We start from the raw sequence: 15,161 nt of genomic DNA on the forward strand, positions 1-15,161 counted from the left end.
ATCGTTATTGCGACAGACTTTGAAGCATCGGGTGTCTTCGGCGCGAGACGTACGGAATGGCGTCGAACATTGAAACGGCTCCAATCCTTAGCGGGGACTTGCCGCTGCGGCGATTGGTTCATAAAAATAACCCGCGGGGTCGGAGCGTACCGACCCGCGGGTTGTTCGGTTTTTTAGACCGTTACCAGCTTCTTTTCTTTCTCCTCCGTTGCGGGAGGAGTTTGAGGCTCCTTCGAAGCGGAATCCTCCGCCCGGGAACCGGCCCCTTCCGACGACGCTTCGGGGACAGCGGACTGCTTCGCTTCGGGCGCTTCTTCCCTGGCAGCGCTACCGGGCTCAGCCCCACGCTCTTGCGCCGGCTCAGGCTCCCGCCCCGGCTCGCCGGAGACCGCCTTGCCCGGCGTGCGCTCGCGCAGCGGAGCTTCCGTCTGTGCCTCCATCGCCCCCGCATTACGCTCCGGCGTCTTCGCAGCTTCGTCGGCCGCGCCGCCGTTACTGGCGCCGCCGCCAAGGCCGGTGTTGTTGCCGTCTCCGCCGTGCTGCGCATTCGGAGCAGCGGGCTCTGCGGTTGTGCCGGCTTCGTCGATTTGAAACCGGCTGATTTCATCAAACAGCTTCTGCGACAGAGAGAACATATCGTCCGCCTGCCCGGCGATCCGCTGGATCGAGGCGTCCTGCTGGATGGAGGTGGAGTTCACTTCTTCGACGGCCGCCGCGGTCTCCTGGGCGATAGCGGCGACGAACTGCACGGAGCCGACGAGCTTGCCGTTCTTATCTTTTGCTTGTGCGATCTGCTCCTGAATGCGGTCGATTTGGCCGGACAGCTCGTCCATCGAAGCGCGGATTTGCCCGAAGGAGGCCAGGCTTTCGTTCATTTTGCCGCTTTGCTGCTCGAACGATTGGCGGGCGCCGCCCAAATACGTCTCCAGCTCCTTCGTCTGATCGAGCAGAGAGCGGATGATCGCGGCGATCGAGCGGGACGATTCGTTCGTCTGCGAAGACAGCTGCCTCACCTCCTCGGCGATGACCGAGAAGCCGCGTCCGTGCACGCCGGCCCGCGCGGCTTCGATGGCGGCGTTCAGCGCGAGCACGTTCGTCTGATGGGAAATATCGGTAATGGTATTCACGATATGATGAATTTGCACGGTGCTTCCCGATAGGCCGGCCATCGCGGCGTAGACCTTATCCAGCACGGCCTCGGACGCATGGGCGGCCTGCCGGAGCGATTCCATCGAAGCGGAGCCGGTGTGCGTGTTGAGCGCGGCCTCGCGGCTTTTTTGCTGCACGGTGGCGGCGTATTCCGAGATCGTTTCGATCTCTCGCTCCAGCTCGGAGATGAGATAGGCGCCTTGCTCCGACTGCGTCGCTTGCTGATCGGCCCCGGAGGCAATCTCCTGAATCGCGCGAATGATGTCGGCGTTGGCGGCGGCCGTCGAGACGGAGAAGCGGTGCAGCGAGCCGGAATGCTCGGACAGCGTCGAGGCGATGCCGCGCGTGCCCGCGATCATGCCGCGCACCTGGTCGGCCATCCGGTCGAAGCTGCGGCTGAGCTCTCCCAGCTCGTCGCGGGAGCTGCTGCCGATCCGGCTGCGCAGATCGCCCGCGGCGATCGAATGGACGGCTTGCTGCAGCCTGCGGATCGGCCCGGCGAACGAGCGGATCAGCAAGGCTGCGATGGCCGCGCCCGCGACGAAAACGAGCGCCGAAGCGGCCCACATGACCAGCTCGGTGCGGTGAAGCAGCGCCTCGGTGCCTGCTATGGCTTCCTGCGCATCTTCGGAATAGGCGATATAGAAATGGTCGACGTTTAAGAAGATATCGCTCATTAGTCTTTGCGATTCGTTATATAAATACTCCATATTTTTATCCAGATCGGCCGGAGACAAGCTCTTCTCCTGCACCAGTTTGGCCGCGACGTCGAACGTATTCGTATAATCGACGGTAAGCGAGATAAGCTGGCTGCGCCATTTGGCCTGCTCCGGGGTGGAGGCGGTGTCGCCGATTTTTGTGATCATGCCGTCGAATACCTTTCTCTTCTCGTTATATGTCGGTATGTAGTCGGCTTTCTTCGATATTTCCAGCCCCGAGGCGATAATGTTCAGCTCCTGCACCATTTCCTTCAATTCCAGCGCCATCAGCTTCAGCTCGACCTTGTCGTTCTGCTGCTTCAAGTAGGCTTTCATCATTCCCACCTGCTGAAGATTGTACAACGCGACGGACACAAACAGAGCGAGCATAGCTGTAAGTCCCAGCGCCAGCTTCACTTTGAAAGTAAGGCCGGGCAAACGGAGCAGCGTTTTGTTTCGGATAGGCATGTTCGATCCCTCCAGTAGTTTTATGCCGGATACATAGGACCCCCGTATGAGTCAATGAATCCTTTTGCCTACATTATAGGAAGCAAGTATTAAGACAAAGTCCTTTTTTTGTAAAAATCAATTCAAAACGGCGCCGAATGAACTTTTACATTCCGTTTACGTTTTGCGGGTTCAAACTTTACATTGGCTTGTTACGATGTCCAAGTAAACAAAAAACGAACCGAAACAAAGGGAGGACAAACAGAGATGTTGAAACATTTCTCGAAAAAAGGATTCAGCTTTGCACTCATCGCGATTTTATTAATGGGGGTTCTCGCGGCATGCGGCACGAAACCGGCTGCACCGGAGACAAACGCACAGACAAACGGCGCTCAACCGGCCGGAGAGAAAAAGCCCGAGCCTGCGGCCGAATTGACCGGCACCGTCACCGCATCCGGCTCCAGCGCTCTGCTTCCGCTCGTTAAACAAGCTTCGACCGAGTTTATGGAGAAAAATCCTAAAGTTACCGTAAACGTAACGGCAGGCGGTTCCGGCACAGGCTTGAAAAACGTAGCCGACGGCACTTCCGACATCGGCAACTCCGACGTAGCTGCCGGCGATGAATATAAAGACAAAGGTCTGGTTGACCATGTCGTCGCTATCGCGCCTTTTGCCCTGATCGTGAATAAAGACGTAGCTGTCGATAATTTGACGAAAGCGCAAGCGGCCGATATTTTCATGGGCAAAATTACGAACTGGAAAGAAGTCGGCGGCAAAGACGAAAAAATCGTCGTCGTTCACCGTCCCGAAAGCTCCGGCTCCAGAACGCTCGTGAAGCAAATCGTGCTTGACAATAAAGAATTTACGAAAGACGGCGTTACGCAAGAGTCCAGCGGCGCGGTAGCGACGACAGTCGGCTCCACCGCAGGCTCCATCGGTTATGTCGACACTCCTTATTTGAACGATACGATCAAAGCTTTGAAATTCGAAGGCGTAGCATTCAGCAAAGATACGATCAAAGAAGGCAAATATCCGCTGTATGGCATAGAGCATATGTATACGAAGGGCGAAGCGAAAGGTGCGGTAAAAGCATTCATCGACTACATCTCCAGCTCCGACTTCCAAGGCAAAAAGGTCGAAGAGCTGAAGTTCCTGCCTGCCGACCTGCTGAAAAAATAAGCTTTCCAGCGCAGAATCAACCTCTCAGACCCGGTCATATGGCCGGGTCTATTGCCGTTTGCCGGACGAATGGGACGATGGTGAGCAAAAAGGCGGTGATTTCATCGCGTTTATAAGAGCGGCGCGGCTTGCGCGAAAATTTTACATTGTCTTAACAATCCGCCTGCATGGCTTTTACAAATGTCCTCTATGATGAAAAAGAACAGCACGAAGCGGACAAAACGTTGAATGACGGTGAAGCTTGCCGTGATTCGTTCATTTATTCAATCGATTAGGGGGCAACTGCATCGTGAATTCCTTCGTTGACAAGCTTAATGAAACGGCCACAGTAGACAAAAAGGTAAGCCGGTGGACGAAACATCAAAACCGTACCGACCAGTTGATGAAATGGCTGTTCGTCGGCTCGGCCGTTTTGGTCTCGGCCATTATTTTCTCCATTATCGCGTTCGTCGGCATGCAGGGAGTGAAGACGTTCGCCGACGTTTCTCCATGGACCTTCTTCTTCTCGAAGGAGTGGACGCCGAGCCAAAATGAATTCGGCATTTTCGCCTTTCTGTACAGCACCTTGGTCCTGACGCTGCTATCCGTCGTGCTCTCCGTGCCGCTGGCTTTGTCGGGAGCGATGTTCATGGCCAAGATCGCGCCGAAATGGGTGCGCGAAATCATGCGGCCCGCGACGGACTTGTTCGTCGGCATCCCTTCGGTCGTATACGGCTTGATCGGTCTGACCGTGATCGTGCCTATGCTCGCCAAAACGACCGGTACGATAGGGTACGGCATTTTGCCGGCCGCGATTATTCTCGCGATCATGATCCTGCCGACGATTCTCTCGATTTCCGAGGACGCGATCCGCGCCTTGCCGGGCCGCTTGGAAGAAGCTTCGCTGGCGCTCGGCGCGACCCGCTGGCAGACGATCTGGAGAGTGCTCCTTCCGGCCGCGCGTCCGGGAATTATTACCGGCATTATTCTGGGCATGGGCAGAGCGATCGGGGAGACGATGGCGGTATTCATGGTCATCGGCAACTCGCCGCAAATGCCGGGCTCGCTGCTGGAGTCCACAACCGTGCTGACGACGGCGATCGTGAAAGATATGGGCAATACGAATTACGGCACGACATGGAATAACGCTTTGTATCTTATGGCGCTTGTGCTGCTCCTGATCTCCTTGTCGTTGATCATTATTATCCGGTTCGTAGCCAAGAGGAGTGAAGTGAAATGACGAGCAAAACGACCGATCGCATCGCTACCGGATTTTTCTGGCTGACCGGCATCGCCATTATGCTTCTGCTGGCCTGGTTTCTTATCCGCATCTTGGGCGACGGGCTGCCGCAGCTGTCGTGGAAGTTCATCACGGGCAAGCCGCAGGAGATTATGGCCGGCGGCGGCGTAGGGCCGATGCTGTTCAACTCGTTCTATATCTTGTTCTTGTCCTTGCTGTTCTCGCTGCCGATCGGGATCGGAGCGGGCGTCTACCTGACGATTTACGCCAAGCAAAACAAGTTTACCGATTTCATTCGAATTTCCGTAGAAGCCCTATCTTCCGTTCCGTCGATCGTTTTCGGTCTGTTCGGCTTCCTGCTGTTCGTCAATTTATTCGGCTTGAAGTTCTCGATTATCGGCGGCGCGGCGACGTTATCGCTGCTGAACTTGCCCGTGCTCGTCCGCGTAACGGAGGAGGCGCTGCGTTCGGTGCCGGAATCATACTGGGAAGCTTCGCTGGCGCTCGGCTCGACCCGCTGGCAGGCGATCCGCAAAGTATTGCTGCCCGCCGCGCTGCCGAACCTGATCACGGGAATCACGCTCGTAGCCGGACGGGCTCTCGGGGAATCGGCGATTCTGATCTATACCGCAGGGCTGTCGGTATCGCGATTTTTCCCGGATTGGAACCCGCTGGCGATGGGGGAGACGCTGGCTACCCATCTGTGGTACGTCCAGTCGGAAGCGCTCGTCCCTGACGCCAAGCAAATCGCCAAAGGAAGCGCGGCGCTCCTGCTCATCGTGGTGCTGATCTTCAACCTGCTGATCGGCATCCCGAGCCGCATCCTACAAAAACGACTTTCCGGGGGGAAATAACCGTGGTGGAGAAAAATAAAATCAAAGTAGAGAAGCTCAACCTGTTTTACGGGGAAAATCAAGCGCTGCACGGCATCGGACTGGAGATTAAGAACAACTCCATCGTCGCGCTGATCGGCCCTTCCGGCTGCGGCAAGTCGACGTTCCTGCGGACGCTGAACCGGATGAACGATCTGATCGACAGCGTGCGGATCAACGGCAATATTTATGTCGACGGGCAAAACATTTACGGACAGGAAATGGACGTTGCCCTGCTGCGCAAAAAAGTCGGGATGGTGTTCCAGCGCCCGAATCCTTTTCCGATGAGCATCTACGATAACATTGCATACGGGCCGAGAATCCACGGTACGAAGAAGAAGGCCGTTCTCGACGAGATCGTAGAGAAGAGCCTTGTCCAGGCAGCGCTGTGGGATGAAGTCAAGGACCGGCTGCACAAGTCCGCGCTCGGACTGTCCGGGGGCCAGCAGCAGCGGCTCTGCATCGCCAGACTGCTTGCCGTCGAGCCCGACGTTCTGCTGATGGATGAGCCTACGTCGGCTTTGGACCCGATCTCTACGTTGAAGGTGGAAGAGCTGACGCAAACGCTGAAAGAAAAATATACGATCATTATCGTCACGCACAACATGCAGCAGGCTGCGCGTATTTCCGATTACACATCGTTCTTCCTGAACGGAGAGCTGATCGAATCCGACCAAACGGATAAAATTTTCACCGCTCCGACGGACCAAAGAACGGAAGATTATATTACCGGACGCTTCGGATAACGGATCATAAGGGGGCTATTATGGATACGAGATCGAATTTTCATCAAAATGTCGACGAGCTGCAGCAATCGCTGCTTACGATGGGAACCCATGTGGAGGATTCCATTGCGCGGGCGGTCGACGCGCTGGCTGCGCTCGACGAGAAGCTGGCCAGGGACGTCGTCGACCATGACGACGTGATCGACGATATGATGCTGGAGATCGAAGAGCGCTGCCTGCGTCTGATCGCGCTTCAGCAGCCGATGGCCGGAGATTTGCGAATTATCGGCACCGCCTTGAAAATCGCAACGGACCTGGAGCGGATCAGTGACCATGCAGTAGACATCGCCAAGATTTGCATCCGGCTGTCCGGCGAAACGCTGATCAAGCCGCTCGAAGATATTCCGCAGATGGCGGCCATGGTAAGACATATGCTGCGCGAAAGCCTGCTGTCTTATACCGAGCGCAACATCCATCGCGCCGCGGCGCTGGCTGAGAAGGACGACGAGGTCGATAAGCTGTACAGCACGCTGATGAACGAAATTATCGGCATGATGAACAGCGATTTTGCCCGCAACCGCCAGCTGTCGCAATTGATGTTCGTCGCCCATTACTTGGAGCGTGTGGCCGATCATTGCACGAACATCGGCGAAGGCGTCATTTATATCGTTGCCGGCAAGCGGAAGGATTTGAATGTTTAGATTGAATATTGGAGTAAATAAAGAGACCGGAGAGGTCTCTTTTTTATACATGCTTACCATTCTCCAATGATTGCTTCTAATTCTCCGGCTATTTGGAAGGGGATTTCCTGCTTCCCTGCCTTTACGAAACCTTGCAATTCAATGTCAGGATGTTCAATATCGATTGTATTCGAATTTGCAAACACCTCTTTAATCGGAGCGAAGATTGTAAAATTCGCGGTTTCATCAGAATTCAGATGGACCGGTCTTTTCTCTGTTTTCCCTTCAACTACAAAAGGGTTGTTTTTCGCGCCGCTTATTTGTTTAATTGGGTAACTTAAATTCAAGTGTAAATGGGTAAGCTGAAACTTGGAACTATTTTTAATTTCAATTGAATATGACCTCGAATCACTATTTAATTGCTTATCGACAAGCTTGAAGCGAATGTCTTTATCATTGAAACTACCGCTATCGGTTGAGCATCCGGACAAAGCAATCAGCAAAACGAAAACGCTAAGCATGTATTTGTTCATTGTGAGCCTCCGTTCTAGGAAAAGATTTTGTTTATTTGAATGATTTACAAATCGTTCCATTCAAATTAGACGCACAATGAATACGCCATGTTGCATGATTTGGCACAAAACCGTCAAGGGCCAACCCCCTGACGGTTTTTCATTCTATCCCTTACACCCTTTGCAGCTTACGCTTCTCCGTCTTGCGGCGAGCTTGCGAGCGCGACATGCCCGCAGAGGCGGCAGCGGTTGCGGCCGCGATCGTTACCCCGGCGGCGCCGATCCAGCTGATGGACGTCAGCGACGCTTGCTCGACGACAACGCCGCCGATGCCTGCGCCCGCCGCCATGGCGAGCTGCAGCACGGAGCTGTTCAGGCTGAGCATAATGCCCGAAGCTTCCGGCGCCTGCCGGATCAAATTATACTGCTGGGTCGGCCCTGACGACCAGGCGGCGAAAGACCATAGCGCCAGCAGCGGCATCATGAGAGCGGGAGATGCTCCCGCCACGGAGATTAGAACGAGGGCCGCGGCATGAACGAGCATGCCTGAGATCAGCGTGCGGGATACGCCCCATCGGTCCGTGCTGTAGCCTCCGAATTTGGAGCCGAGCAAGCTGGCGATGCCGAAGGCGAACAGCCCGATGCTGACCCCTTGCTCGCTCATTCCGGTCACGGTGAGAAGAAACGGCGAAATGTACGTATAAGCTATCGCGTAACCGGCGATCCAGAAGAAAGTGATCAGCAATGCGACCGCAATTCTCGGCTCCTTAAGCAGGGCCAGCTGCTTGCCGATCGGCACGGGCTCCTCGCCTCCCGATTTCGGAATGGTCAGCGCTACTGCGGCCATCGCGAGCAGGGCGAGCACGCCGATGCCTCCGAACACCATTCGCCAATCATAGTAAGAAGCGACGACTCGGCCGATCGGGACGCCGACGATCAGCGCGGTCGAGAAGCCCATCACAAGCGTGGCGATGGAGCTTCCCTGCTTATCGGAGGGAGCCAGCTTGGAAGCGACGGTTAGCGCGGTAACGACGAATACGCCGGTGCTGAGCGCCAGGATGATGCGCGAGGCGACGAGGAAGGCGAAGCCGGACAAGAGGACGGCGGCTGCGTTGCCGAGCACGAAAACGCCCAGGGAGTACAGTAGCAGCTTGCGGCGGTCCAGCCGCGAGGTGACGGCCATGAGCACCGGCGTCCCGAAGGCGTAAGCAAGTGAAAATACAGTGATAAGCTGACCCGCAGCAGATAAGGGAACCCCGATATCCGCCGCCACTTTATCCAAAATCCCCGCGATAATAAATTCGGATGTGCCGACCAGGAAGCTGACGGCGGCAAGTATATAAATTTTCCATACATAAGACTTCATCGTATTGCTCCTCTCTCCACTCTAATTTTATATTTCTACAAATATAGAAATAAACGATAAAAAAAATTACTCCAGCAAAAAAGGCGCGTATTTTTGGGCAATATCACGGTTTACGCTGTAATAGATGTAAGTCCCGTCTTTGCGCAGATCCAGCAAGCCGCAGTCCGTGAGCTGTTTCAGATGATGCGACAGCGTGGAACCGGCGACGGATTCCAGCTTAGACATAATATCCGAGCAGCACAGATTCCTTTCCTCAGTCAGCAGCAGAGCGATTTTGATCCGGGTCGGCTCGCCGAGCGCTTTATATACTTTGACGGCTTGCCGAACTTCTGCGTTATCCTCGACCATACTAACCTCACCTTTGCTTATAAAGTCTGCCCGACGGAGTTACTTTCGCGCATGGACTCTTTATTCGTTATTTCTACAAGTATGGAAATTAAAATAGCACAGTTTTCGGTGAAAGTAAATACTGTTTTTCAAACGAAATATCCGAATAAGCCCGCCATAAAAAAACACAAGCAAAAAAACACAATAAAAGAACGTATGCCCGCATAAGAAAGCATAATCATTCCTTTGGGGACGAGACCTATAATGAATTCTTGATGTTAGCGTTTTCATTTTTATGGAGAGAGGTGTTGGGAATTGAGGGAAAAGATCCATCGTTTCAAGCTAGCGGTTATAGCATTGCTCGTTTTTTCCTTGCTGCTGCCGAGCGGGTTGATCGTGCAGCCTACGGGGGCGAAGGCGGCCCAGCTTGCCAATTTGGCGCTGGGGAAGAAAGTGTCGGCCAGCACGACGTCGAATGCCGAAAAAAACGGAACGGGCTTGGCCGTTGACGGCGACGTCAGCACTAGCTGGAATTCCAACAGCAAAGATTTAAGTCCCTGGTTTCAAGTCGATTTCGGAGAGCCTGCGACCTTTAACGAGGTGAAGCTGAACTGGAGATCGACGAACGTCAAGCAGATTTCGATTCAGTATATGGACAGCGATGGCAAATGGAAGGATGTTTTCGTCAAGCGGCCTCCTTATCAAGCCGTCGATACGATCGATTTTCAATCGGTGACCTCTTCTTCCGTAAGATTGCAGATGAATTTTGACAGCAAAAACTTCCAATTGTATGAATTCGAGGTGTACAACAACCCGGATGCGGCGCCGCCGTCGGAGCATCTGAGCAGCGTAACGCTGACGGATGCGAGCCCGCATCTGTATAAACAGGACGAAGTCGTGCCTCTTGCGGTGAACGCCGAGAAGTCCCTCATCCTCTCCGGCAAGCTCGATAACGGCAGCGATGCCGTACTGGACGGCAGCACGACTTATTTTACAAGCTCCGATCCGTCGGTCGCTTCGGTGGATAATACCGGCAAAATCAAGGCGCTCAAGGACGGGAAGACGAAAATTACAGCCGAGGCCATCGTCGGCGGTACGCTGATCGGGACGAGCATCCAGCTCGAAGTGTACGATCCGGCGCAGCAGATCAATGCGGTCCAAGGCAAACCGGCGACGGCGAGCTCAGGCAATGCGGCGGCGGCAGTCGACGGCACGAACGCTGCGTGGATTCCAAGCGCGGCGGATGTAGGCGATGATCAAGCCTCCTGGCTGCAGACGAGTCTTACCGATACGTATTCGTTCAACCGCGCGCTCCTTACATTCGTAAATCCTGAGAAGCTGAGCGGATACGCGATTCAAGCGTCGAGCGACGGAACGGTATGGAAGGACGTGTATACGAAGACAGGAACGGTGGCCGCGACCGAATCGGTTATTTTCCCGAAAACGAACGGCGATTTTATTCGGCTCAAGCTGTCTCATCTGTCCGAAGGGGCGGGCGTGCAGGAATTTGAAGTTTACGGTAGCCTGCTGGATATTTTGAAGACCGTTCAATTTTACGACGGTCAGCAAACTTATGCTCAGCTGAACGACACGATCTACTTAAACAAGGGAGATACGGCCCAGCTCAAGCTGAAAGGGACGCTGACCCGAGGCGATGAGCCGGCGGATCTGTCCAAAGCGACGGTGACGTACACTTCGAAAAATACGAAGGTCGCCACGATCGACGGCAACGCGAAAATTACAGCGGTGGACGAAGGCGTCGTCCTCGTGTACGCGACGGCGGTGCTGAATGAAAAAACAGTGTATTCGAGTATTTGGGTGGAGGTCGCCAATCCGAATAAGGATCTCAAGCCTTTGCTTGCCGATCTGGAGCTGGCTCATCCCAGCATGACGATCGATATCGGGGAGCCGGCTTTGCTGCAGATCGGGGACGCGTATCCGTCGGTTACGGCGCTTCCGTATGTCGACGCTGCGATCAGCGCGGAGCTGGTGCTGCACGACCATGAAACGATTCAAACGCTGCAATCGATTCCAGCTCGTCAATTCCAGGCCGGTGACAGCCAGAGCATCCCGTTTGCGGGCGCGGTCTCGCAGTACGGTCAATATGAGATTCGGCTGACGATCGACTCGGCAGGCAATCCAACGGCGTACGACACGTTCTATTTTACGGTGCTGGACCCGGCGATGCTCAAGACGGATCAAAGCAATATCGTCTATTTGGGAACGGATGGAAGACTGGTCTACGTGCCGGACTACAAAGGAAACCGCGTGCTCGATTTCTCGAACGTCGGTTATCAAGGCGGCGGCGCAGCGCTCCCGGACGTTCCGGTGAAGGTTGTCGTCGAACCGGTTCAAGGCGATGCCACGCAGCTGATTCAAGATGCCATCGATCAAGTTTCAGCGATGCCGGAGGATGAGGGCGGAATTCGCGGCGCCGTCTTATTGAAGAAGGGCAGATACGACATTGCGGGTTCCCTGAGCATGCCGGTCGGCGGCGTCGTCCTGCGGGGCGAAGGACAGGATGAGCGTGACGGTACGCTTCTGTTCGGAACCGGCAGTGAAGCAAGAACGCTAATTCAAGCGGGCAGTACGGTCGGCGTACAGGTCGATTCCGCCACGGCGCAGGACATAACCGATATGTTCGTGCCGGCGGGAGCGCGCTCGTTCCGGGTTGCCGACGCCAGCGGGTTCAAGGTGAACGATACGGTCATTGTGCGCCGCGTCGGCAACCAGAGCTGGATTCATGCGACCAATATGGACAAAATTTACGACCGTCCGGGCTTGCCGCCGGGATCTTCGTCACAGATGACGCCGTTCAATCTCGATTTTGACCGGGAAATTACCAAGATTGAGGGCAACGTCATTACGGTAGACGCTCCGATCGCCAATTCCATCGAAAGACGATGGGGCGGAGGGCAAATTATGAAGTATTCGGACCCTGGCCGTATTGAAAATATAGGCGTCGAAAATATGGCCGTCGATTCCGACTTCGATCCTTCGATTATGAGTACCGTTATGGACAACGATACGACGGACCCGTATTATGCGGACGATAATCACCTGCAAACGTTCGTCGCGATGAACGGTTTGAAAAATAGCTGGGTCCGCGATGTGACGGGCAAGCATCTGGCGACCTCACTGGTCAAAATAGACCGAAACGCCAAATGGGTGACCGTCCAGGACTGCAGAGTCACCGATTTTGTCAGCACCATTACCGGCGGAACCCGGTATGCCTATTATTTTGTCGGCCAATTGAACCTGGTGCAGCGCTCTTATTCGGAAACGGAGCGCCATGCGTTCGTATTCGACAGCCGGGTTCCGGGCCCGAATGTAATTCATAACAGCGAATCGCAGAAAAATTACAACTCCAGCGAACCGCATCACCGCTGGTCGACAGGCGGCTTGTTCGATCAGGTCAAAGGTCATATCGTGATCCGTGACCGCGTTTGGCTGGGCAGCGGACATACGTGGGCCGGAGCGAATTACGTAACGTGGAACACCGAAGGCATTTTGACGGCACAGCAGCCTCCTACGGCGCAAAACTATGCGATCGGGCATGTCGGAGCCAAAGAGCCGGGAATCGTTCCCGACGACTACGATACGCGTCCGAGAAAGGATGCGTATTGGGATCATCTCGGCAGCCATGTCGATCCTCCCAGCTTATATTTACAGCAGCTTCAGGACCGGCTCGGCGAAGAGGCCGTTAAGGCGATCCAGCCGCAGCCGTACGGTATAGGTAAGCCGTCTGCGCCAGCGGGCTTAAGCGCCGCGGCGGGAGACGCGCAGGCGTCGCTGACGTGGAGTACGGTGAGCGGAGCGACCTATTACAACGTCAAGCGCAGCACGACGCAAGGAACGGGCTATGTCAACATTGCTTCCCATGTGACGGACAATCATTACACGGATACGGGGCTCGTCAACGGAACGACCTATTATTATGTCGTCACGGCGGCGAACAGCGCAGGCGAGAGCGCGGAATCCAATGAAGCGTCGGCCGTGCCGAGCGCGGGAATGACGGTGCAAGTGCCTGATGCGCCAGCGGGCTTAAGCGCCGCGGCGGGAGACGCGCAGGCGTCGCTGACGTGGAATACGGTGAGCGGAGCGACCTATTACAACGTTAAGCGCAGTACGATGCAAGGAACGGGCTATGTCAACATTGCTTCCCATGTGACGGACAATCATTACACGGATACGGGGCTCGTCAACGGAACGACCTATTATTATGTCGTCACGGCGGCGAATAGCGCAGGCGAGAGCGCGGAATCCAATGAAGCGTCGGCCGTGCCGAGCGCGGGAATGACGGTGCAAGTGCCCGATGCGCCAGCGGGCTTAAGCGCCGCGGCGGGAGACGCGCAGGCGACGCTGACGTGGAATACGGTGAGCGGAGCGACCTATTACAACGTCAAACGCAGCACGATGCAAGGAACGGGCTATGTCAACATTGCTGCGAATGTGACGTCGAATGTGTACAAAGACCTCGGTTTGACGAACGGGGCCGCCTACTATTATGTCGTTACGGCGGCCAATGATGCCGGCGAAAGCGCCTATTCCAACGAAGCTTCCGCGAAGCCTAATCGGACGATAGTCAGAAGAAGCGGCGGGGGAGGCGGCTCTTCGGCAGCGGCTCCGATCGTTCAGTCCGGCAAGGACGGGGCGCAGTTCTTGAACGTCGACCCGGTTATCGAGAAGATGGCGGACGGCAGAACCGCAGCCAAAGTCACCTTGGATGAAGCTGCCGTAACCAATGCGATCGAAGCATTGATCGCGGATGCATCTGCAGCGCCTCAAATTACAATCGAAGCCACAAGCGGCGATGCCGACGCAGCCGTGTTCCAGCTTCCGGCTCAAGTATTGGCGGATGCCCTGGGCAAGCTGCCGCAGCTGGTCGTCTGCGTGAAGTATGGCGGTACGACGTACAGCCTGCCGATCCGCGCGGTCGACTTCGCGGCCCTGGCTAAGCAGCTCGGAACGGAAGTGAAGGACGTGCAGCTGACGCTGTCGATGGAGCGCGTCAATAACGACACACTGCAAGCCGTCAAAGATAATGCGAAGCAAGCGGGGCTGGAGATCGTCTCCGAGGTGGTCGATTTCCGCGTGACTGCCGAAGCCAAAGGCAAATCGGTCTCCGTAACGGACTTCGGTACGAACTACGTCTCGCGGACGATGAGCGTCGGCAAGACGCTGGACGCGAGTCGGTCGACGGCTGTTCTGTACAATCCTTCGACCGGCAAGTTCAGCTTCGTTCCGGCGATATTCAGCACCGGCGGCAGCGGGACGCAGGTTACGATCAAGCGTCCGGGCAACAGCATCTATGCCGTTGCCGAGTCGGGCAAATCGTTCCCGGATTTGGCCGGCCACTGGTCCCGCGCCGATGTGGAGCTGCTCGCATCGAAGCTGGTCGTCAACGGCATGACGGATACAACCTTCAGTCCGGACAGCCGAATTACCCGGGCCGAATTCGCGGCGATTCTCGTTCGCGCCCTGGGATTGTCCGGTAGCGGCGCTTCCCGGTTCTCCGACGTAACATCGTCGGACTGGTATTCGGACGTCGTCGGCGCTGCCGTTAAGGCCGGTCTGATCGACGGCTTCGAAGACGGCACATTCAAGCCGGACGCGAATATAACCCGCGAACAAATGGCCGTCATGGCGGCGCGAGCACTGAAGCTTGTGAGCAAACCGGCCTCTGGCGACGCCGCAGCCTTGAAGGCATTCGCCGACGGTCCGGCGATCGGCGGCTGGGCTAAGGAAGCGGTCGCGCAAGTTTTGAACGCGCGCATCATGAACGGCATGACGGACCGCAACTTCGCGCCAACTGACCATGCAACGCGCGCGGAAGCGGCCGTGATGGTCAAACGTCTTCTGCAGTACGCGGAGCTTATGAATTAACCGATCGGGCACCTCTATGGCCCCGATATGCCGACAGGCGTATCGGGCGCTTTAGAGGTGCTTTTTGCCGTCGCCAATGGTTGTGCTTTTCAGATCACAGG

General features: G+C 55.6%; 10 protein-coding genes. 6 read left to right on the top strand and 4 right to left on the bottom strand.

Features of this window, described 5'->3' with window-relative positions; all coding sequences use genetic code 11:
• Nucleotides 1–173: 173 nt before the first annotated feature.
• Nucleotides 174–2,315 carry a methyl-accepting chemotaxis protein gene (locus N0M98_RS23030; protein ID WP_259619302.1) on the bottom strand — a complete coding sequence of 714 codons (2,142 nt, stop codon included), beginning with the start codon at nucleotides 2,313–2,315 and terminating at the stop codon, nucleotides 174–176.
• Nucleotides 2,316–2,561: 246 nt separating this feature from the next.
• Between N0M98_RS23030 and N0M98_RS23035 the strand changes: the two genes are divergently transcribed.
• The 5 genes from N0M98_RS23035 (at nucleotide 2,562) to phoU (ending at nucleotide 6,990) form a co-directional block, all read left to right on the top strand.
• Nucleotides 2,562–3,473: a phosphate ABC transporter substrate-binding protein gene (locus N0M98_RS23035; RefSeq protein WP_259619303.1), complete on the top strand. Its 912-nt coding sequence runs from the start codon at nucleotides 2,562–2,564 to the stop codon at nucleotides 3,471–3,473.
• A gap of 289 nt (nucleotides 3,474–3,762) precedes the next feature.
• Complete coding sequence (pstC, locus tag N0M98_RS23040) at nucleotides 3,763–4,692, top strand: phosphate ABC transporter permease subunit PstC (protein ID WP_259619304.1); 930 nt, start codon at nucleotides 3,763–3,765, stop codon at nucleotides 4,690–4,692.
• A complete protein-coding gene (gene pstA, locus N0M98_RS23045) occupies nucleotides 4,689–5,546 on the top strand; it encodes a phosphate ABC transporter permease PstA (RefSeq protein ID WP_259619305.1) in 858 nt (285 codons plus the stop codon). The genes pstC and pstA overlap by 4 nt, the downstream gene beginning before the upstream one ends.
• Nucleotides 5,547–5,551: 5 nt before the next feature.
• Entirely contained in the window at nucleotides 5,552–6,310 is a 759-nt protein-coding gene (gene pstB / locus N0M98_RS23050) for a phosphate ABC transporter ATP-binding protein PstB (protein ID WP_310944282.1), read from the top strand.
• Nucleotides 6,311–6,330: 20 nt separating this feature from the next.
• Entirely contained in the window at nucleotides 6,331–6,990 is a 660-nt protein-coding gene (phoU, locus tag N0M98_RS23055; protein ID WP_249865106.1) for a phosphate signaling complex protein PhoU, read from the top strand.
• Nucleotides 6,991–7,043: 53 nt separating this feature from the next.
• Here phoU and N0M98_RS23060 read toward each other — a convergent pair whose 3' ends face one another.
• The 3 genes from N0M98_RS23060 to N0M98_RS23070 all read right to left on the bottom strand — a co-directional run bounded on the left by N0M98_RS23060 (nucleotide 7,044) and on the right by N0M98_RS23070 (nucleotide 9,195).
• Entirely contained in the window at nucleotides 7,044–7,502 is a 459-nt protein-coding gene (locus N0M98_RS23060; RefSeq protein ID WP_249865105.1) for a hypothetical protein, read from the bottom strand.
• A 151-nt stretch (nucleotides 7,503–7,653) separates the two neighbouring features.
• Complete coding sequence (locus tag N0M98_RS23065) at nucleotides 7,654–8,847, bottom strand: MFS transporter (RefSeq protein ID WP_249865104.1); 1,194 nt, start codon at nucleotides 8,845–8,847, stop codon at nucleotides 7,654–7,656.
• A 66-nt stretch (nucleotides 8,848–8,913) separates the two neighbouring features.
• Nucleotides 8,914–9,195: an ArsR/SmtB family transcription factor gene (locus N0M98_RS23070; RefSeq protein ID WP_249865103.1), complete on the bottom strand. Its 282-nt coding sequence runs from the start codon at nucleotides 9,193–9,195 to the stop codon at nucleotides 8,914–8,916.
• Nucleotides 9,196–9,489: 294 nt separating this feature from the next.
• On the opposite strand from N0M98_RS23070, the gene N0M98_RS23075 reads away from it, so the two are divergent.
• The gene (locus N0M98_RS23075) at nucleotides 9,490–15,060 is read left to right on the top strand and encodes an S-layer homology domain-containing protein (protein WP_259619307.1); all 5,571 of its coding nucleotides are present in this window, start codon (nucleotides 9,490–9,492) and stop codon (nucleotides 15,058–15,060) included.
• The last annotated feature ends 101 nt before the right edge of the window (nucleotides 15,061–15,161 follow it).

This window comes from Paenibacillus doosanensis (assembly GCF_025060755.1).
Classification (GTDB): domain Bacteria; phylum Bacillota; class Bacilli; order Paenibacillales; family NBRC-103111; genus Paenibacillus_S; species Paenibacillus_S doosanensis.